This is a genomic window from Chloroflexus aurantiacus J-10-fl, from assembly GCF_000018865.1.
GTDB classification, from domain to species: Bacteria; Chloroflexota; Chloroflexia; order Chloroflexales; family Chloroflexaceae; genus Chloroflexus; species Chloroflexus aurantiacus.
In genome coordinates this window covers 4562399-4582690 of the sequence record NC_010175.1, presented here as the reverse complement: position 1 = coordinate 4582690, position 20292 = coordinate 4562399, and the positions used below count along the sequence as shown (strand labels likewise).

Genomic DNA, 20292 nt, shown 5'->3' with positions numbered 1-20292 from the left:
CCCCTTACAATCCACAGCTCCCGGAGCAAAACAGCACCTTCAGCGATCACTATCTCGATGTGGGGGTGATCCCGTCCCTTCCACAATCCACAGCTCCGCTTCCTGTGGTAAGATATGACTAGACGGATCGGCACCGACATAGCACGGGGTCGTATGGAGATATTTAACGTTCATCTCTTTGAGTTCATCCTGATCGCCGGCCTTGCTCTGGTGCTCTTCGGGCCAGAACGCCTGCCGGAGTTAGGGCGCTTTGCCGGCAAGCAGGTGGCAAAGTTTCTTGCCTGGCAGCAACAGTCACCCGAATTGCAGATGATCAATGAAATGCGCAGCGAGTTTGAACGCGAGATTGCCCAGTTGCGCGATGAGCTGGTGCGTACCCGCAATCAACTCGATGTGCGTAATGATATGCAGGCACTCGCCGATGAGGTGAAGGCCGCCGGTCAGCAGGTGCAAAGTGCGCTGGACGAAGTTAAGACCGTCGGTCAGCAGGCGCAAAGTGTACTCGACGACGTCAAAACCGTTGGGCAACAGGCACAAAGTGTGCTCGATGACGCCGCAACCACTGCCAGACCGGTGATTCGCCCGCCGGCCCAGCCAATTGTGCCCGCAGCGACACCGATGGCAGCCTCGCCATCAGCCTCGGCGGTGGTGCAAACGATTACTGAGGAAGACCGTGCCTTGCTTGCTGAACCGGCACCTGCACCGGCTGAGGCGGGGACAACCTCTGCAACGCCATCGCCTGCGCCCCAGGAGCAGCCGGTGCTGTCCACGACAGCGGATCACGCTCCGGCGCAAGAGGTGCCTTTTCTCGACCCAAACGGTACTGCGCCGGTATCTGTCTCTGCCGATGAACTGCATAACCTGCTCAACCGGCTGAACAGTCTGGCGGCTGAATTGCAGGCCATTGTCTTTCAGTTACAGGCTCGTGGTTTGCTTGATGAACACTGGCAACCGCAGATACCTGCATCACCTGCAACAGAGGAGACGGTAACCTCATGACCACACGACCGGCAAGAGCTAATCGGGCCGACGATGCCTCAATGACCCTGGTTGAGCACCTGATCGAGCTGCGGAGCCGGCTGATTAAGTCTGGTATTGCCGTGCTGATCGGGATGGTGCTGGGCTTTGTCGCTGTCTGGCCACAGGGGCCGATTAAGCTGATTGACATCCTGATCCTGACCTTTGCCCCGATCAACGACCGGTTTGCCCCGATTCAGTCGGTCGGTACTACCGAGCAGTTTACCAGCTACATGAAGGTAGCTTTGCTGGTGGGAGTGATTCTGGCCATGCCGGTGATTGTCTATCAGATTCTGGCCTTCATTATCCCCGGCCTTACCGACAGCGAGCGCCGCCTGATCTATCGCGCACTCCCCTTTGTTACCCTCTTCTTCCTGGCCGGGATCGCCTTCGGCTGGTTCGTTACCACACCGGTTGCGCTGCAATTCCTGATCGGTTTTTCCGATTCGCCATTGATCCAGACCCAGCCGACCCTATCCGACTTTTTGGAGACGGTCTCGATGCTGCTGTTGATCAACGGGATCGTGTTTGAATTGCCGATCATCATCTATGTGCTGGCCTATCTGAACGTGACCACCGCCCGCCAATTGGCCGGGTACCGCCGATATGCGCTGGTGATTGTGATTATTATTGCGGCCTTTATTACCCCAACCGGTGATCCGGTGAACCTGATGCTGCTGGCCTTGCCTATGTATCTCCTCTACGAAGTGGGCATCATTCTGGCCCGTTTCGTGCCCAACGCGAAACCGAAGACGGCAGCGTAGCCTGATGAGAACGTATTGCATACCCAGGTTGCTACCTTTGTCACCACAGAGGCACGGAGAATACAGAGGATAGACATAACCTGCGTTGCTACCCTCTTCCAGACTGCCGGTAGGCAGCGCGGATGGCTGACAACCATCTCCAGTGCCATCACCGCCGAATTGGTTGCCTTGCCCGCTCGTTATGCGCGTGTCGCGTGGTATGGAGTGCGGCAGCATGGCTGCCGCAACAGCCGTCCTTCGTGCCGGGCACGTGGTACGCGGTATGGAGTGCGACGTTTTGCAGATTTTGCAGATGCTGTAACACGCACGTCTTGCGCGTGTCGCTCGGTATGGAGTGCAGCAGCCATGCTGCCGCAGCAGCCGTCCTTCGTGCCGGGCGCGTGGTACACCGTAGACCCGGCTGTCACAAGGATTCGGTGTCGTTCATCATGCTCATAGCGTTGGTCAGGAATGAATGAGATAACTTCCAGGAGCTATTTTTTGCAACAGGTTCCAGTCAGAACTTACCCGGAAATCTATGCCGCGCTACGGGTGACAGGTACTTAACAATTGGCTATAATGAACATGTTTCTCCGCCACTCACAGAGAAACTGACATCGCCGAACGATCTGGCTGACATCACGGACTTACCATGAGTGATCTGCAACCGAAGATTGCGCTGGTGATTGGTGTCAATGGTGGCCCGGAAACGGGGCTGGCGCCGCTCCGCTACGCCGAGGAGACGGCGCGTCAGGTTGCCGATATGCTGGCCTCATCGGTGTGCAATTTCACCCTGCACGGTGGTGGGCCGTTACTCGGCGAAGCCGCCACCACCGATGCCGTGCGTAGGGCCATCTTTGACGCACGGCGGGCCGCCGGTCAGCACGGCACGTTACTGATCTATTTTATCGGCCACGGGCGGTATGTCACCGACCACCACGGCCACAGCGACGTATACCTGGTCACCTCCAATTTCCGCACCGACGATGCGCGTGACGATCCGCACGCGCACCTCTCAATGGAGTGGCTGCAAGAGAAGGTGCTGCGCCATCACACTCCCGACCGGCTGCTGATCGTGCTCGACTGTTGCTACGCCGGTGCGGTCGGCGATGCCGCCCCCGATCCGGTCGTAGCCAATCTGCGCCGACGCCTGGCCCAGGCGTTAGATATTCAAGCTCCCGACACCAACCGGGGTGTCGTCAGCTCAATGCGCAAAACCCTGGCTGCTGTCAGCCCCTGGCAAAAAGCCTACGAACGCGATGGTGCGACCTGCTACAGCGCCGCCCTGCTTCATGGCCTGCGCGGGGCTGCCGTGCTCGAAGATGGCCGGGTGACCTGGCAAAGCCTGCACGCGCTGCTCCAGCGTGAACTGGCCGACTATCAACCAGGCGAGTACGGATTTGACCGTTCAGAGGGAGTGGTGCTGGCGTACTACCCTGATCGCGCCCGTGTGCGTACCCCCAACCATCAGCCGTTTGTGATTCCCCACGTTCCGCTGCCCGACGCTGACTTTGTCGGTCGCGAGGAAGAACTTCAGCGCCTGGCCGCTATGCTGATCGGCGCCGATGCCGGTGATGTCGCGCTGCTACCCGCGATTACCGGCATCGGCGGCATCGGTAAAACCCGGCTGGCGATTGAGTTTGTGCATCGCTATCGTCATCACTTTCCTGATGGCATCTTCTGGCTCACGATGGAGCGCCCTGACACCATCGAGGCTCAGATAGCGGCGTGTGGCGGGACACGCGGGTTGCAACTCTTCGACGATGACCAGAGCGAACTATCGAGTCGCCAGAGTACGGATTTCGACGGTGGGACGCGCAACACTGAGCGGCTGAGCCTGCACCAGCGGGCCGAACTGGTACGGACGATCTGGGAGCAGCCAGGGTGCCGTTTGATTATCTTCGACAACCTGGAAGACCCGGCATTACTGCACCAATGGCGTCCACGCGGCGGTGGTAGCCGGCTGCTGATCACCACTCGTCGCCAGACCTGGGCAACTACCAGCGGTGTACGAACGTTCTCCCTTAACACCCTCTCCGATGCAGCCAGTCAAGCGTTACTGCTGCGCCCGCGCGCCGCAGATCGCGGCTGTACCATTGATCAACTACTGGCCGACCCGGCTGAAGCAAAGGCTGCCCAGGCCATCATTCAAGAACTGGGTGGACTGCCCCTGGCCCTGACCCTGGCCGGCGGGTATCTGGCGAAAAGCAGCGTGACCCTGACCAGGTATCGTGAGCTACTGCGGAGCGAAAGTATCAGGCACCAATCGTTGAACCAGGAACTGAGCGAAGGGCTACCCCAGGCCGAGCGGGCAAGTATTGTCGCTGCCTTCGCCCTGAGCTATCAGCGCCTGGGTGATGATCCCATCGACAGTCTGGCCAGAACCATCTGGCTGGCAGCCGCCCAGCTTGCGCCGGAACCAATCCTCGAAGAAGTGCTGATGCGGGCAGCCGCGATTGATCCTGCCGATGAAGACAGGTGCGAACAGGGGACACAGGCCCTTCAGCGCCTGCGCGAGCTGGGGTTGATCGAGCGATCCGCAGACGGTTACCGTCTCCACCGGCTGTTAGGCGCCTACGCCCGCAGTGTCAGCCCCGATTGCGCTGCCGACTGGCGGCGGGCAGCGCAGGGATTGGCGCAGACGATCCAGCGCCTCGATGATGAATGGGAATTGTCGGCACCACCCTTTCGCGATCATATCCGCCGGCTACTCGACGCACAGATGGCAGGGCGCGATGCCGACAGTGCTGCCCTGTTCCACGCTGCCGGCCTGGTCATGTACGCCGACGACAACTACCCCACTGCCCGCTGCTACTACGAAGAAGCGCTGGCGATTAAGGACGACGTGCTGGGCCGCCGCCATCGTGAGACCGCCGTCACCCTGCACGAACTGGGGAAGGTCGCGCAAGCCGCAGGCGACTACCCCACCGCCCGCCGCTACTACGAAGAAGCGCTGGCGATTAAGGACGACGTGCTGGGCCGCCGCCATCGTGAGACCGCCGTCACCCTGCACGAACTGGGGAAGGTCGCGCAAGCCGCAGGCGACTACCCCACCGCCCGCCGCTACTACGAAGAAGCGCTGGCGATTAAGGACGACGTGCTGGGCCGCCGCCATCGCTCCACCGCCGTCACCCTGCACGCACTGGGCAATCTTGCACAGGAAGAAGGCGACTACCCCACCGCCCGCCGCTACTTCCTGGAAGATTTGGAAATTACCGAGGCCGTGCTGGGCCGCCGCCATCGCTCCACCGCCGTCACCCTGCACGCACTGGGGAAGGTCGCGCAAGCCGCAGGCGACTACCCCACCGCCCGCTGCTACTACGAAGAAGCGCTGGCGATTAAGGACGACGTGCTGGGCCGCCGCCATCGTGAGACCGCCGTCACCCTGCACGCACTGGGGAAGGTCGCGCAAGCCGCAGGCGACTACCCCACCGCCCGCCGCTACTACGAAGAAGCGCTGGCGATTAAGGACGACGTGCTGGGCCGCCGCCATCGTGAGACCGCCGTCACCCTGCACGCACTGGGGAAGGTCGCGCAAGCCGCAGGCGACTACCCCACCGCCCGCCGCTACTACGAAGAAGCGCTGGCGATTAAGGACGACGTGCTGGGCCGCCGCCATCGTGAGACCGCCGTCACCCTGCACGCACTGGGGAAGGTCGCGCAAGCCGCAGGCGACTACCCCACCGCCCGCCGCTACTACGAAGAAGCGCTGGCGATTAAGGACGACGTGCTGGGCCGCCGCCATCGTGAGACCGCCGTCACCCTGCACGCACTGGGGAAGGTCGCGCAAGCCGCAGGCGACTACCCCACCGCCCGCCGCTACTACGAAGAAGCGCTGGCGATTAAGGACGACGTGCTGGGCCGCCGCCATCGTGAGACCGCCGTCACCCTGCACGCACTGGGGAAGGTCGCGCAAGCCGCAGGCGACTACCCCACCGCCCGCCGCTACTACGAAGAAGCGCTGGCGATTAAGGACGACGTGCTGGGCCGCCGCCATCGCTCCACCGCCGTCACCCTGCACGAACTGGGGAAGGTCGCGCAAGCCGCAGGCGACTACCCCACCGCCCGCCGCTACTTCCTGGAAGATTTGGAAATTACCGAGGCCGTGCTGGGCCGCCGCCATCGTGAGACCGCCGTCACCCTGCACGCACTGGGGAAGGTCGCGCAAGCCGCAGGCGACTACCCCACCGCCCGCCGCTACTTCCTGGAAGATTTGGAAATTACCGAGGCCGTGCTGGGCCGCCGCCATCGTGAGACCGCCGTCACCCTGCACGAACTGGGGAAGGTCGCGCAAGCCGCAGGCGACTACCCCACCGCCCGCCGCTACTTCCTGGAAGATTTGGAAATTACCGAGGCCGTGCTGGGCCGCCGCCATCGTGAGACCGCCGTCACCCTGCACGAACTGGGGAAGGTCGCGCAAGCCGCAGGCGACTACCCCACCGCCCGCCGCTACTTCCTGGAAGATTTGGAAATTACCGAGGCCGTGCTGGGCCGCCGCCATCGTGAGACCGCCGTCACCCTGCACGAACTGGGGAAGGTCGCGCAAGCCGCAGGCGACTACCCCACCGCCCGCCGCTACTTCCTGGAAGATTTGGAAATTACCGAGGCCGTGCTGGGCCGCCGCCATCGTGAGACCGCCGTCACCCTGCACGCACTGGGCAATCTTGCACAGGAAGAAGGCGACTACCCCACCGCCCGCCGCTACTACGAAGAAGCGCTGGCGATTTTCGAGGCCGTGCTGGGCCGCCGCCATCGTGAGACCGCCGTCACCCTGCACGCACTGGGCAATCTTGCACAGGAAGAAGGCGACTACCCCACCGCCCGCCGCTACTACGAAGAAGCGCTGGCGATTTTCGAGGCCGTGCTGGGCCGCCGCCATCGTGAGACCGCCGTCACCCTGCACGAACTGGGGAAGGTCGCGCAAGCCGCAGGCGACTACCCCACCGCCCGCCGCTACTACGAAGAAGCGCTGGCGATTAAGGACGACGTGCTGGGCCGCCGCCATCGTGAGACCGCCGTCACCCTGCACGCACTGGGCAATCTTGCACAGGAAGAAGGCGACTACCCCACCGCCCGCCGCTACTACGAAGAAGCGCTGGCGATTTTCGAGGCCGTGCTGGGCCGCCGCCATCGTGAAACGTTCATAACCCGGTTTGCACGAGGCTGGCTGGTCTGGCAGGCGATCTGGGAAACTGCTGCCTGCGCTGTGCTGACCTGGTTTGTGCTGCCCGATCAAATCGCTCTGATCGGTGCCGGGTTGGTGCTTGTACTCGGTGCCGTCGGCTATTTCCGCTGGCGGCAGGCAACCGGCGTGGTACGGGTGCTCTGGCGCGTTCAGGTCGGCTGGCTGGTCACGCTTCTGCTCCTGAACCTGCTAGACCCTGCGCCTGTTGATCTGTCGCCCGTTATGGTGTATGCGCTGGCTGCCGGCGGTGCAGCACTTGGGCTGCTCTGGCCCAGGATTATGGCCCTGCCGGCGCTTCGCACTGCCCGGCTGCGCGGACGACGATGGTTGTATCGAGGTTTGCAGCGATTGCGGGCGCTCAGGCGTCGCTGATGGTTGGTGATTGAGCGAGGAGCTTTGATATGTCCGATCAGGTTACGGTTCAGGTTGAGTTCGTAGACAGCGATCCGGCCAGCCCCGATCCGGCGAGTGTCAGTGCCTTTGCCGATCAGGTTCTCGCCGATCTGCGCAGTCGGGGGGTTGTTCTCCAGCCGGTCTACACCGGTGCAATGGGTGGTGATGTTTACGAGCTGATCCGCCAGATTGCTGAAGGTGCCGCAGCCAATAAGGATATTCTGGTGGCAATGATCAGTGGGATTATTGCGCCTATTGTCAGCGTTATCGCTGAACGAGTCAGGCAGCGCGATAAAGCATCGGCAAATCCACCTGCTCCTGCCCCGCCGGTTGTGGTGATTGTGGTTGAGGGTGCCAGGATCGAGGTCGCTGATCCGGATATTTCCGCTGACGAACTACTGCGCCGTCTGCTCGCGGCTGATCCGCAGCTTGCAGAGAAGATTTCACCGGAAACGAAACCGGTGGTGCAGGTGCGGGTGGCGGGGCGAAGGGATCGTCGGTAGGTGGTGGGCGGCGGGGTAGGGGCGGGTTCCAAACCCGCCCCTACCCGGTGGTGTCATTCGTCCCCAGGAATGTTCGTTACGTTTTGGCGTGAATACCGTTGCCGGTTAAGGTTGAGTGTGGTGCGTGGCGGGGTAACGCCCCCACCCTTACCCGCCCCCGCTGGGGGCGGGAATGACCGGTGCAGGATGGTTTGCGCTGTCCCACACTGATTCAGGGTGGTGATACCTGGCGGGAAGCGGGCACGGTGGGCGGTTGCCGGCGGTGTTGCGCACCGGAGGTGTGCGCTCCCAGGGATGTATTGGGGTAACGCCCCCACCCTCACCCGCCCCCGCTGGGGGCGGGAATGACCGGTGTGGGATGGTTTGCGCTGTCGTGTGCTGGTGCAGGGTGGCGATACCCGGCGGGAAGCAGGCACGGTGGGTGGTTACTGGCGGTGTTGCGCGCCGGAGGCGCGCGCTCCCAGCGATGTGGCGGGGTAACGCTCCCACTCTCACCCGCCCCCGCTGGGGGCGGGAATGACCGGTGGGGGATGGTTTGCGCTGTCGTACACTGGTTCAGGGTGGCGATACCTGACGGGAAGCAAGCACGGTGGGCGATTGCCGGCGGTGTTGCGCGCCGGAGGCGCGCGCTCCTAGCGATGTGGCGGGGTATCGCCCCCACCCTCACCCGCCCCCAGCGGGGGCGGGAATGACCGGTGCGGGATGGTTTGTGCTGTCGTGTGCTGGTTCAGGGTGGCGATACCTGGCGGGAAGCAGGCACGGTGGGCGATTGCCGGCGGTGTTGCGCGCCGGAGGCGTGCGCTCCCAGCGTGGCGTCTGTTCCCTGCCACCGCAGCGTAAAGTTGGTATAATACAAGCACCGCGACATACAAACGTCGCTGCTGTGTTGCCGACGATTGATTCACGGATGACGAGGTGAGCGTATGGTTGAACGGATCTGTCCGGCCTGTCGCCATGGCAACCCGCTTGAGAATCGGTACTGCGGCGCGTGCGGCGCGGCGCTCACCGAACCTGATGCGCTGGCTCCGCGTGAGCAGGCGGCGCTGGCTCCGCGTACCTTTCCCCTGGCATTGACGCCGGCGCAGGTACGGCAGCTCGGTACGGCGCTGGCCCTCGGTGTGGCGACGCTGGCCGTTGAAGCCGGGCGGGCATGGCTCCGACGCCGGATGGGGAGTGCGCCGACGGCAGCCCCGATTACGACGGTGACGACGCCGACGATCACGACGCCGGCTGTTTCGGCGCCGATCAGTGTGACAACGACGATTATCAGTCAACGGGTCGTTGAAATCTGGGAACGTGGCGAACTGGTGCGTCAGGTGGTTGAACGCCACGTCTGGCGCCGTGAAGAATAGCTGTCAATGCTTCGCTCAGGGTGATGCTGGATGCCGGTGAACCGCTCGCAGCGGCTACCGGTATTCCGTTCAGCCATCCCGATAGTGGTGGTTATAGAGCGACGGTTCCCCGACGACGGTTGCCCGGTAGAATGCAGTGGCATCCAGGCTCCATGTGACGTAACCAGTGAAGGATGATCCGGGAGAACGCTCCAGGTGGGAAAGAAATCCCAAACCCGGAACCGGCGCGGGGGCTGCGGCGTCATACGTGTGTGGTACGATACTGGTATGACCTCTACCGCCGCAGGAAGGATAGACAATGACGCAGGCAATTAATCCGTTGCCCTATCAGGTATTGCGCCGGCATTTGCGCCCGCTGAGCATAAAGTTGCGGATTAACGATGGTTTGGTGCTGGCCAGTCGCACGCTCTGGCTGGCCTTGACCGTCGGTGCGCTGGTGGCTGCTGCCGGCTGGATAACGCCTATTCCCCATCTGGTCTGGTGGTCGTTGACGCCACTTGTGATCTGGTTGGTGGTGATGATCGGCTTTGTGTTGTTGAAGCCGCTTCCCCCACGCCGGGCAGCTCAACGCATCGATCTCCTGCTCAATCTGCGTGAACGCCTTTCCACTGCAATTGAACTGCACGAAACCGGTGCCGATACGCCGCTGGCACCCTACCAGCAGGCCGATGCCAGCGCTTTGGTCAGACAACTGCATCCGCGTCAGATTCGGTTCACCATCCCGCGCCGTCCGTTGTTGTGGGCGTTGCTGCCGGCACTGGTCATGCTGGCCCTGTTGACCTTGCCGAACCCGATGGATCGGATTCTGGCCGAACAGGCGGCGGTTGCCGAGATGATTGAAGAGGTGAATCAGCAACTGGCTGCGCTCGAAGAGGAACTGGCGAATCGGCAAGATCTGACGCCGGAGCAGCGTGAAGAGCTACAACAGATTCTGCGTCAGTTGCAGGAGGAGCTGGCCCGCAATCCCGGTGATCGCCAGGAAGCTCTGGCCGATATTGCTCAGGCTGAAATGCGGCTCCGCCAGCAGCTCGATCCGCAGACCGATCTGCGCCAAGCGGCGCTCGAACAACTGGCCCGGCGGCTTGAGCAGCTCTCGAATGATCAGACGACGCCACGTCCGACTCTCGATCAGTTGCGTCAGCAGCTCGAAAGTCTGGCCGATAGCCTCAATCAGATGAGCGCGGCGGAGCGTGAAGCTCTCGCCCAGGAACTGGCCCAGCAGGCTGCCCAATTGGCCGCTGCCGATCCGGCAACAGCCCAGGCCCTGCAAGATGCAGCTCAGGCCCTCGAACGTGGCGATACCCAGGCCGCAGCCCAGGCGTTGCAGCAAGCCAGCCAGCAGGTCGCTAATGCGCAAAATGCCGCTGCCGATCAGCAGGCCGTTCAGCAGACGCTTGCCAACACCCAGGCCGCCCGTCAACAGATTGCCCAGGCCGGACAGCAGGGGCAGGGCCAGCAGGCACAGCAGGGTGAGGGTCAGCAGGCACAGGCCGGTCAGAACCAGCAGGGCCAGGGGCAGAATCAGCAGGGTCAGGGCCAGGGTCAGCCCGGCCAGGGCCAGCAGGGTCAGCCCGGCCAGGGTCAGCAGGGTCAGCCCGGTCAGGGTGGTGGATCGACCGCCGATAATCTCGGTCAGCAACAGAGTAATGCGCCGGGGAATGTCGATCCCAACCGCCCGGCGTCGCAACAGGGGCAGGGCAGTAATGGCGATCTGGTCTACCAGCCCTTCCGCCCATCCGGGCAGACCGGTGATCCCGACTTTATTCCTGGTCAACAGGGAAGTGGCGGCAGTAGTGAGATACGACCGGGCCAGGGCCAGCAGAGTGGCATGAATAACCCGTCTGTGGTGCCCTACGAGCAAATCTTCCCCGAATATCAGCGCACTGCTACCGAAGCGCTTGAGCGTGGCAGTGTCCCGATCTATCTGCAAGACCTTGTCCGCGAGTATTTCTCGCGCCTTGAACCGTAGAAGGAGAACTGCATGACTGTTGCTCCCCAGGCCACGACAACCCTCTCGCCGGAAGAGTTTCGGCAGCGTGCTCAGCAGATTGAAGCTGAAGTTGCTCAGGTGATTGTCGGCCAACACGATCTGATCCGACAGGTCATTATCACGCTGCTGGCCGGTGGCAATGCGCTGCTCGAAGGCGTGCCGGGCCTGGCGAAGACTACGCTGGTGCGCACGCTGGCCGATGTGATCGATTGTAAGTTTTCGCGTATCCAGTTTACGCCCGACCTGATGCCGGCGGATATTGTAGGAACGACGCTGATCAGTGAAGACTCCCACGGTCATAAGTCGTTCCGCTTTGAGCCGGGGCCGATCTTTGCCAATCTGGTGCTGGCCGATGAGATTAACCGGGCCACTCCTAAAACTCAGTCGGCGCTGCTCGAAGCGATGCAGGAGCGCACGGTGACCGTTGCCAAGACGATCCATCAACTGCCGAAGCCGTTTTTCGTACTGGCGACGCAGAACCCGCTCGAAATGGAAGGCACCTATCCCCTGCCGGAAGCGCAGCTCGACCGCTTCTTCTTCAAGATTAATGTTGCCTTCCCTTCGGCGGCGGAACTGGTTGAGATCGCCCAGCGTACCACCGGGGCGCGCCAGCCAACGGCACGCCACGTCGCCGATGGGGCGACGATTATCCAGATGCAGGAGTTGGCCCGTACCGTCCCTATCGCCAGCCATGTCTTGAGCTATGCCGCCCGCCTGATTACGGCCACCCACCCGGAGAGCAAGGATGCACCGGCGATCACAAAGCAGTATGTGCGCTACGGTGCCTCGCCCCGTGGTATGCAGACCCTGATTCTGGCCGGTAAAATCCTGGCCTTGCTCGATGGCCGATACAACGTCTCCTTTGGCGATCTGCGCCTGGCTGCGCTGCCGGCACTCCGCCATCGCGTGGTGCTCAACTTCGAGGCCCAGGCCGAAGGCATCAGCCCTGACGACGTGGTGAAGGGGGTTCTGGAAGCGGTGAAGGAAGAGTGATGGCCGGGCCGTTGCTGACAACCGCGTTTTTGCGCAAGCTGGATCGCCTGTCGCTGCAAACCCGGCGGGCAATGGCGGGCGATCTGCAGGGTGAACGCCGTAGCCCCAAACGCGGCTCGTCGGTCGAGTTTGCCGATTTTCGTCCTTACACGACCGGCGATGACATCCGGCAGATCGACTGGAATCTCTACGCCCGGGCCGAACGGTTCTACCTGAAACTGTTTGTGGCCGAAGAGGAGCTGAATGTTCATCTGCTGGTAGATACCAGTCGCAGCATGGCCTGGGGCAATCCAGAAAAACTGCACTACGCCCGCCAGATTGCCGCGACCTTCGGCTACATTGCCCTGAATAATCTCGACCGGGTGAATGTGACTGCGTTTGGTGGCCGTCCGGCGGCGGTGAGTGGCATTCGCGGCAAGCGCGGTGCCATTACCCTGTTTGAGTTTTTGCAGCGGCTGGAAGCCGGCAGTACGACCAATCTGACCCAGTTCTGCCGCACCTATCTCCAGACCGCCCGGAGCGCCGGGCCGCTCTTGCTCTGTTCTGATCTGTTTGATCCAGGCTGGCGCGATGCGCTGCGGGCACTGACGGCACGACCGTTTGAGATAACCATTATGCACATCCTGTCGCCGCAAGAGATTGATCCCCCGATTGAAGGTGATATTCGCCTGGTTGATAGCGAAGGGGGGCCGGCGGTTGAAATCAGCGCCGATCTCGATGTGCTTCAGCGCTACCGTGACACTTTGCGCGACTGGCAACACGAAATCGAAACCTTTTGCAGTGGACGTGGCATCCGCTACGTGCCGGTCAATACGGCTGTACCGATTGAAGAGTTTGTCTTCGCCCAACTACGACGAGCTGGTATTGTGCGATGATTGAAGTGTGCCTGATCAAACCGGCAAAGGGTCAGATCATTCGCTATCCGGCGACTGTGATCGCCTGCGATGATCAGAGTGTGACCGTGCAGGCCGAGTGGCGGTTGGGACGGGTCGATTTCGGTCTGTTCAGTATCGAGCCGGGGGATGTGATGATCGAGACATTTTATGTCAATCGCTGGTATAACATCTTCCGCGTACAGCAGCCCGACGGCACGACGCGCGGCTGGTACTGCAATATGGCCCGTCCCGCCCGTATTGACGGCACCACCATCGAGACCGAAGATTTAGAGATCGACCTGATTGTCAGTGCCGACCGCCGGCACGTCGAACTGACCGATCTGGGTGAATACGAAGCACGGGGGATTGCCCAAACCGATCCCTATGCCGATGCCGCGCTGCGCGCAGCGCTGGCCGAATTGCGTGATCTGATTGCCCGTGGCGAGGCTCCGTTCACTCCTGATCCGCCGATCACGGATCACGGTAGCACAGCGCACAGGCCGCATACCACTACGAACAGGTAAGGTCTATGTCGTTTCTGGCACCATTAGCGTTAATCAGTGCAGCAATTGTTGGCCCAATCATCGTGGCCATGTATCTGCTCAAGTTACGCCGGGAAGAGCGCGTCATCTCGTCTACCTTCCTCTGGCAGCGGATGGTGCGTGACATTGAAGCCAATGCACCGTGGCAGAAACTGCGTCGGAATCTGCTCTTACTCTTGCAATTGCTGCTGATGATATTGCTGGTGCTGGCCCTGGCCCGCCCCTTCCTGCCCGTAACCGGTATCAGTGGCTCAAACCTGATCATCATCTTCGACCGCTCGACCAGCATGCTGGCGACCGACGAGCTACCGACGCGCCTGGAAGCAGCCCGTCGCCAGGCTATCGCATTGATCGACCAGCTTCCCGATAATGGCCGGGCCACGATTATTACGGTTGGCGGTCAGATGGAAGCGCCTATCGCCTCGTCAAACGACCGTCGCGAGCTACGTCGGGTTATTGAACAGATTCAACCCAGCTACAGCAATCAATCCGACTTGACCCAGGCCCTCACCCTGGCCTCAGCCCTCGCGGCCCGTGAACCCGATAGCGAAGTAGCGATCATTTCCGACGGGAATGTCACTCTTCCTGATGGCTTGCGCGTCCCGGCCCGAGTGCGCTACTTCCCGATTGGCCGGGCAACCGATAATGTGGCAATTAACGCGATTGCACTCCAGCCCGGCCCCTTCGAGCAAACCCTGTTCGTCCAGGCCACAAACTACGGTGACAGTCCGGTGACCCGGCGGCTATCGATCTATCTCGATGGTCGGCTCGATTTTGCGATTGACCTGACCATCGATCCGGGTCGTGAGCAGAGCCTGACTCAACCTATCCCGTCTACCGTCACGATTGTTGAGGCACGGCTCGACGAAAACGGCGATGCCTTGCCGGTTGATGATCGCGCCTTTGCCGTTAGCCCACAACGTGAAACGGTGCGCGTGCGGCTGGTCAGTGACGGCAATCGCTTCCTTGAAACCGGTCTCTCTCTGCTGCCCGGCATCGAGGTCGTGAAAACACCAACGACGACCACCACCTTCCCGGAAAGCGCAGCAGAAATCCCGCTCACCATCTTTGACGGCGTCACACCCGCCGAACTGCCACCGGGGAACCTGCTCTTCATCGGCCCTCTCCAGAGCACAGAACTCTTTTCGATCACCGGCGAATTTGACTTTCCGCTCATTCGTCCGGCGTCGCTTGAAGACCCTCTCTTGCGCAACGTGCGCTTGAACGACGTCAACATCTTGCGCGCACCGCGTATCGTTCCCGGCACATGGGCGCGGATCATCGTTGATAGCGATGGCGGCCCGCTCCTGCTGGCCGGAGAGCGTGAAGGGCGGCGGATTGTGGTGTTGGCCTTCGACCTGCACCTGTCAGACCTGCCGCTCAACATTGCCTTCCCGTTACTCCTCTCGAACATGATCGAGTATCTCTTGCCGGTGAGTGGCGTCCAACTGACCACCGGGCAGCCGATTGTGGCGCCGGTTGATCCGAGTATCGAAGAGGTTCGGATAATCCGCCCGGATGGGCGCGTCGTCAGCTCACGCGACGGCCAGGTGCAGGTGCAGACGAATCAAACCTTTTACACCAATACCGACGTTCCCGGTGTGTATACGCTGGAGGAACGGCGCGGAAATGAAGTCATTGCCAGTCGCCGCTTCGCGGTCAATCTCTTTGCGCCCAATGAATCACGGATCGAACCGCGTCGTGACCTTGCCATCCCCCAGATTAGCGGTGCGCAGAGCACGGTCGTGCGTGAGCGAGATGGCCGGCAGGAAATCTGGCGCTGGCTGGCGTTGGTCGCGTTGATCGTGCTGTTGATCGAATGGCTCTACTATCAACGCAATACGCTGACCATGCTCCGCGAGCGCTGGCGGCGACGGACGGCTTAGGTGCGATTGGGGTCGGGCGGGCTAAAGCCCTGCCTCATGACGGGCAAGCCCCTACGGGGCTAGAGGTCACCCCCGGCTCGTGCGGGTTGAACGCCGGCAGGCGGGCTAAAGCCCTGCCTCACGACGGGCAAGCCCCTGCGGGGCTAGAGGTGCCACCCCCGACTCGTGCGGGTTGAACCCTTACACCAAAGCGCGAGCGGTGGCTCACGACGCCAGCCGACGCAACTGAGCCGGGTCGGTCAGAATGATGGCATCGTCGATGACCTGGATCAGATTCGCTTCGCGCATATCACCCAGGGCTTTGGTGACCGTCTCTCGATAGGCACCGATCATCTCGGCCAGTTGCTGGTGGGTATAGCGAACAATCTTCATCGGTGCAGTATCATCCGTCGGATCACCGGCCAAATCAAGTAAGAGTGCGGCCAGACGTTGGGGTACGCTTTTGAAGGCAATATCGGCCAGGCGTTGCTCCATTGTGCGCAGGCGCGACCCCATCAATTCCATCAGATCAATTGCTGCGGCAGGGTAGCGACCGAGAAAATTGCGCAGTGCTTCCCGCTCGATGCGGGCCACGGTACAATCGGTCATCGCCTCGGCACACGTGTCGTGCATCCCGGCCCCGATCAGGGCCATTTCGCCAAACAGACCGGGTGGATGCAATACCAGCAGCGTAAGCGCTCTCCCTTCAGGCGACACCTTGTAAATCCGCACCCGCCCCTGCTGTAAGAAAAACACGTGCGTACCGGTTTCGTTCGGAAGATGAAAGATATGCCCGGACGGATACGAGGCGACCTGCAACAGCGCCGTCAAGTCTGCCCGTGCCGCCGGCCCCAGATCGTGAAAGAGCGAGAGGACATCGCGCGTGTCACTCATTCAGACAATTCTCCGTGCGTAAAACGAGTACCACCGTCGTGCAAACCGGCCAGATTGACGATGCGCACACTGCTGGCACCGCGTTGGAGTGCTGCTAATGCCGCACGTACTTTGGGGATCATCCCGCCGGATATGACACCATTTGCAATCAGTTCTTCGACCGCCGCCGGGGTGAGAGCCGGCACTACCCGACCATCAACCAGTACGCCAGGGACATTACTGACGAAGACCAGTTCAGCCCCCGCCAGCGCACCGGCTACCGCTTCGGCAACCATATCGGCATTGACGTTGTAGCTGAGACCGTCAGTAGCCCCCAGCGCGACCGGGGCAATGACCGGCATCCAGCCCAGAGCCAGCAGATGAAGCAATGCCGCGCCATCGACTGCGGTTACCTCCCCGACACGTCCGAGATCGCGCCCTGCCGGGCGGTACGGTTCACAACGCAGCAATCCCAGATCGAGACCGCTCAGCCCTATCGCTTTGACCCCGGCGTTCACCAGCGCCGTGACGATCCGCTTATTGATGGTACCGCAGACCACCATCTGCATAATGTCCATCACTGCCGGCGATGTCACGCGCAGGCCATCAACAAACTCAATCTGCAAACCGGCCCGTTCGACTGCCGCACTGATCTCTTTGCCGCCGCCGTGGACGAGGACGAGCGGTTGCTGGAACCCACGCAGCGCCGCAGTCAGACCGCCGAGAAAGGTTGGGTCATCCAATTCGTGACCGCTGACTTTGATCACACTGATTGTTGTCATAGAGACATATACCACCTGTACTACTAGAATGCTTTCTCAACCAGACCCGCCTGTTGTATTTGTCGAGCCAAATCGCGGCCCTTGTACCTGTTCAAACGCCACCGATAATGCAGAGTACTCCAGATCGGCAAGAGCGGCATTGCGACGGCCAGCCCAATCACCCAGGCCACCGCACTCAACCCGCGTGTCAATGGATGATTGGCACCGAGGATCAGGCCAAACGGTGCGGGTAATAGCACAGCCATCGCAATGGTCACAATCAAAGAAGCCACACTGAAGATCAGTGCCGCACACACGAAGACGAGCAGATTATACCCGATGCGCGCAAAGAGCAGACTCCACGAGAGCCGGAATGCCTCTGCCAGGGGGATGGTGTCATCGATCAGCGGTTGCACATTGTATAGCGCAGCCATCAGACCGGCACCCATGAAGACGATATACAGCAGATAGGCGATCAGCGTAGCAACGATCAACACCGGTAACAGCAAAAAACCAAGCGCGGTGTTAGCCATAACGCTGGCGAAGACAACGACATATGCGGCAAGGCCGATTACCCCACAACACATGCCGAACAGAATGCCGGAGACTGTAGAAAAGAGCATCAACCATACCGGAATCAGGCAGCCACCGTAGGCAGTAGCGAGCAGCCAGCGATCAAGGCGGGGCCAGCGCCAGAGCACGCTGCGCAGTGATGGCACTTCGTCCTCAAGCGCAATCCGCGTCGCTCGTGTCAGGGGTGGGATCATGAGCAGCGAGGTCAGAAACAGACTGAGACCCAGCAGCGAGATTTCTTCGATGCCGGCCTCAGCAATATCGTCTATGGCCAACAACAGATTAAATGTAGCGACCATCGCCGGCAGGCTAAAAAGGCCGGCCAACACCAGAAAGCGGGCCAGGTGCCGTCGGTAGAGTGCAACACCCGCATCGAGCAGGATCATCACCTCATCAAGTGTTGAGCGTAAGGTACTTCGCATAGACTGCCCCGCAATTGGTAAGACACTGCCCCGTATCCAGTTACCTCATCAATTGATCCCCCTCAGCAACCAGGCGGAGCAGGCCGGCCTCGTCGAGATCGGGGCGGCGCAGGTCGGTGAGGAGACGAAGGAGTTGTTGCTGATCAGCCGGGCGAATGGTTGCCAGTTGATCGACAAAGGCCGCATCATCGAGCGTGAGCGGTATCCCGTAAGACTGACCGAGGCGGCGCCGTAGCATGTGACGGTAGTGTTCGGCTGCATAGGAGATTTGTCTGGTACGGCGCAGCATACCGGCAATGCTGTCGATATATTCAACACTACTCCGGCGAGCGGTTTCACTCCGCAAGGGTAACGGACGCACAAACCGCCGACTCCCGGCCAGGATGTACAAGCCGATGACGGCCACGCCGTAGAGGATAGCCCATCCAAACGGATGGTTCAGCAGTAACGAGCGCAGATCGGCGTTGGGGACAAAGCCGTGGTGAAATTCATCAAACACGATCTTCTGGTTGAGTGGCAGCCAGCGCAAGAGATTGAGCATGAACGCTGCCGATTCCGGCTGGCGTAACCCGTCATTGGTGAATGGGTACAGGCTGGAAACCACAATCACGTAACCATCGCCAAAGCGCTGACCGGCAACGATTGGATGGGTGTCGGCAACTGCCAGTGGTGCCAGCGCTGGCTGCGGTGCCGTACTCGCGATGGCAACCGCTGTGTGAACCGGCAACGTTGTAAGCGGCGGTGAACCCAGTGCCGGATGCACAGGGGTAGCAGTGGACGTTTGCGTAATAATCTTCAGTTCGAGATCAAACGCTTTCAGCAAGGGAGAGAGAGTACTACGCGGTGAAGGGCGGTTATCGGCCATTACCAGCACGCCACCATCTCGCACCCATTCGGTTACGGCAGCTACCTGGGCCGGTTCGTAACGCTCGGTTGGCCCCAACACGAACAGCATCCCTTCAGCAGCACTCAAAGCAAAGGGGCGGTACGCCAGACGATCCACCCGACCGGGAACAATCCGCTCTAGCCAGCGGTACAGCGCCAGCGCACCATCATCACTGCTACTGAATGATGTGGTGCGTATCCCTGCTGCCTGTTGACCGCGCTGATCGGCATAATACGCCGCAATCACACCGAGGCCGATAATGAGCGCAAGCAGCAACACTAATTCAAGACGCAGCTTCATTGGGCGACCTCACCTGTTTGAACAGTGATGTGGCCTGTTGTTCGTATCCGGCAAAGGTAGCCTCATCAATGGCTTGCAAACCGTACCAGGTCTTTTCAAACGTGGTCATCAGCGGCAGCAGTTGATCGCGGAGCGCCGGCCAGTCTTGCAGACGTTGGAGATGCTCGCGATTGGTGAGCGAGGGCTGATACGGCAGAATCTTCTGATCATCGAGCCAGAGCAGCACCGCCAGATAGAGATAACGCACCGCATTGCGCAGGTCTCCCGCCTGGCGGGCAGCCTCGGCCAGGCGCTGGGCTGCGGCAAAGGTAACCGGATCGGTTGTCGGGCTGGCCGCTGTGGTAACCGGCTGAAATACCCGACGGACACCGCGCACCCAAAACAAGAGTAAACCAGCGAACAGCAATGCTACCACTGCGAGCATCACCCAGATAATCCCGCTGATCGGTGAGCTATCGCCGGCAACCGGGGCTTCTGGTACATCAGGCAGATCAGGCAAGAGATCGGCAAGACGCTCGAATAACCAGTTGAGGAAGCGAGTCAGCCAGCTCTCGGATTGGCTGCGGTTGAACGGTGGCTCGTTAAAGACCGCTTCCCAATGCTGCAAGGCATCGGCAGCGACCGCACTACCGGTCGGTTCCAGCGCATCAATCAAGGCTCCCAGCCGGGCAGAGATAAGCGGCAGGTCAGGTGTCGGCTGAGCCAGCATCTCGGCCAGCCAGGACTGATCGACCGGCGCGATCTGACCATCGGGCATACGCACCTGGCGGATCGTTGTCAGATCATCTGCCAGTGCCCTCACCTCAAGCAGATCACCCCGTTGGGCCGCAGTGTAGGTAGCCCGTAATAGACGGTCGTACTCGGTGAGAGACACCTCAACCGGCTGCGCAGATACGTCTGCCGACCAGATCAACCAGGTTATCAGCCAGCACCCGATCAAGCTTAATCGAAGCCTCATTATTTCTACCCTTGACCGTCAGAAAACTTTACGGTATAGTAAAAACAAGTGTGTGACAAAC

Annotated in this window: 15 protein-coding genes; 10 read left to right on the top strand and 5 right to left on the bottom strand. The window is 60.9% G+C overall.

The window, feature by feature from the left end:
- Nucleotides 1–153 precede the first annotated feature (153 nt).
- From CAUR_RS17930 to CAUR_RS17885, 10 genes are all read left to right on the top strand, one after another.
- The gene (locus tag CAUR_RS17930) at nt 154–999 is read left to right on the top strand and encodes a twin-arginine translocase TatA/TatE family subunit (RefSeq protein ID WP_012259256.1); all 846 of its coding nucleotides are present in this window, start codon (nt 154–156) and stop codon (nt 997–999) included.
- On the top strand, nt 996–1781 hold the full coding sequence (gene tatC, locus CAUR_RS17925; protein ID WP_012259255.1) for a twin-arginine translocase subunit TatC: 786 nt from the start codon (nt 996–998) through the stop codon (nt 1779–1781). The genes CAUR_RS17930 and tatC overlap by 4 nt, the downstream gene beginning before the upstream one ends.
- Before the next feature lie 631 nt (nt 1782–2412).
- Nucleotides 2413–7317 carry a tetratricopeptide repeat protein gene (locus CAUR_RS17920; protein ID WP_012259254.1) on the top strand — a complete coding sequence of 1635 codons (4905 nt, stop codon included), beginning with the start codon at nt 2413–2415 and terminating at the stop codon, nt 7315–7317.
- Between the two features lie 29 nt (nt 7318–7346).
- A complete protein-coding gene (locus CAUR_RS17915; protein WP_012259253.1) occupies nt 7347–7841 on the top strand; it encodes a hypothetical protein in 495 nt (164 codons plus the stop codon).
- A gap of 923 nt (nt 7842–8764) precedes the next feature.
- A complete protein-coding gene (locus CAUR_RS17910; RefSeq protein WP_012259252.1) occupies nt 8765–9193 on the top strand; it encodes a zinc ribbon domain-containing protein in 429 nt (142 codons plus the stop codon).
- Between the two features lie 298 nt (nt 9194–9491).
- Nucleotides 9492–11162 carry an AAA family ATPase gene (locus CAUR_RS17905; RefSeq protein WP_012259251.1) on the top strand — a complete coding sequence of 557 codons (1671 nt, stop codon included), beginning with the start codon at nt 9492–9494 and terminating at the stop codon, nt 11160–11162.
- 12 nt (nt 11163–11174) lie between these two features.
- Complete coding sequence (locus tag CAUR_RS17900) at nt 11175–12176, top strand: AAA family ATPase (protein WP_012259250.1); 1002 nt, start codon at nt 11175–11177, stop codon at nt 12174–12176.
- Nucleotides 12176–13051, top strand: coding sequence for a DUF58 domain-containing protein (locus CAUR_RS17895; protein WP_012259249.1), 876 nt, complete (start codon nt 12176–12178; stop codon nt 13049–13051). Before CAUR_RS17900 ends, CAUR_RS17895 begins: the two co-directional genes overlap by 1 nt.
- Nucleotides 13048–13575 carry a ribonuclease FAU-1 family protein gene (locus tag CAUR_RS17890; RefSeq protein WP_012259248.1) on the top strand — a complete coding sequence of 176 codons (528 nt, stop codon included), beginning with the start codon at nt 13048–13050 and terminating at the stop codon, nt 13573–13575. The genes CAUR_RS17895 and CAUR_RS17890 overlap by 4 nt, the downstream gene beginning before the upstream one ends.
- A 5-nt stretch (nt 13576–13580) precedes the next feature.
- Complete coding sequence (locus CAUR_RS17885) at nt 13581–15479, top strand: vWA domain-containing protein (RefSeq protein WP_012259247.1); 1899 nt, start codon at nt 13581–13583, stop codon at nt 15477–15479.
- Nucleotides 15480–15683: 204 nt separating this feature from the next.
- Here the strand turns inward: CAUR_RS17885 and CAUR_RS17880 are convergent, their stop codons facing one another.
- From CAUR_RS17880 to CAUR_RS17860, 5 genes are read right to left on the bottom strand one after another with little or no spacing between them, the layout of a single operon-like run.
- Nucleotides 15684–16352: a Crp/Fnr family transcriptional regulator gene (locus CAUR_RS17880; RefSeq protein ID WP_012259246.1), complete on the bottom strand. Its 669-nt coding sequence runs from the start codon at nt 16350–16352 to the stop codon at nt 15684–15686.
- Complete coding sequence (argB, locus tag CAUR_RS17875) at nt 16349–17113, bottom strand: acetylglutamate kinase (RefSeq protein WP_012259245.1); 765 nt, start codon at nt 17111–17113, stop codon at nt 16349–16351. Before argB ends, CAUR_RS17880 begins: the two co-directional genes overlap by 4 nt.
- 23 nt (nt 17114–17136) lie before the next feature.
- A complete protein-coding gene (locus CAUR_RS17870) occupies nt 17137–18087 on the bottom strand; it encodes a hypothetical protein (protein ID WP_012259244.1) in 951 nt (316 codons plus the stop codon).
- A 40-nt stretch (nt 18088–18127) separates the two neighbouring features.
- Nucleotides 18128–19273 carry a DUF4350 domain-containing protein gene (locus tag CAUR_RS17865; RefSeq protein ID WP_012259243.1) on the bottom strand — a complete coding sequence of 382 codons (1146 nt, stop codon included), beginning with the start codon at nt 19271–19273 and terminating at the stop codon, nt 18128–18130.
- Nucleotides 19257–20231, bottom strand: a complete 975-nt coding sequence (locus CAUR_RS17860) for a DUF4129 domain-containing protein (RefSeq protein WP_012259242.1) — start codon at nt 20229–20231, stop codon at nt 19257–19259. Before CAUR_RS17860 ends, CAUR_RS17865 begins: the two co-directional genes overlap by 17 nt.
- Nucleotides 20232–20292 lie beyond the last annotated feature (61 nt).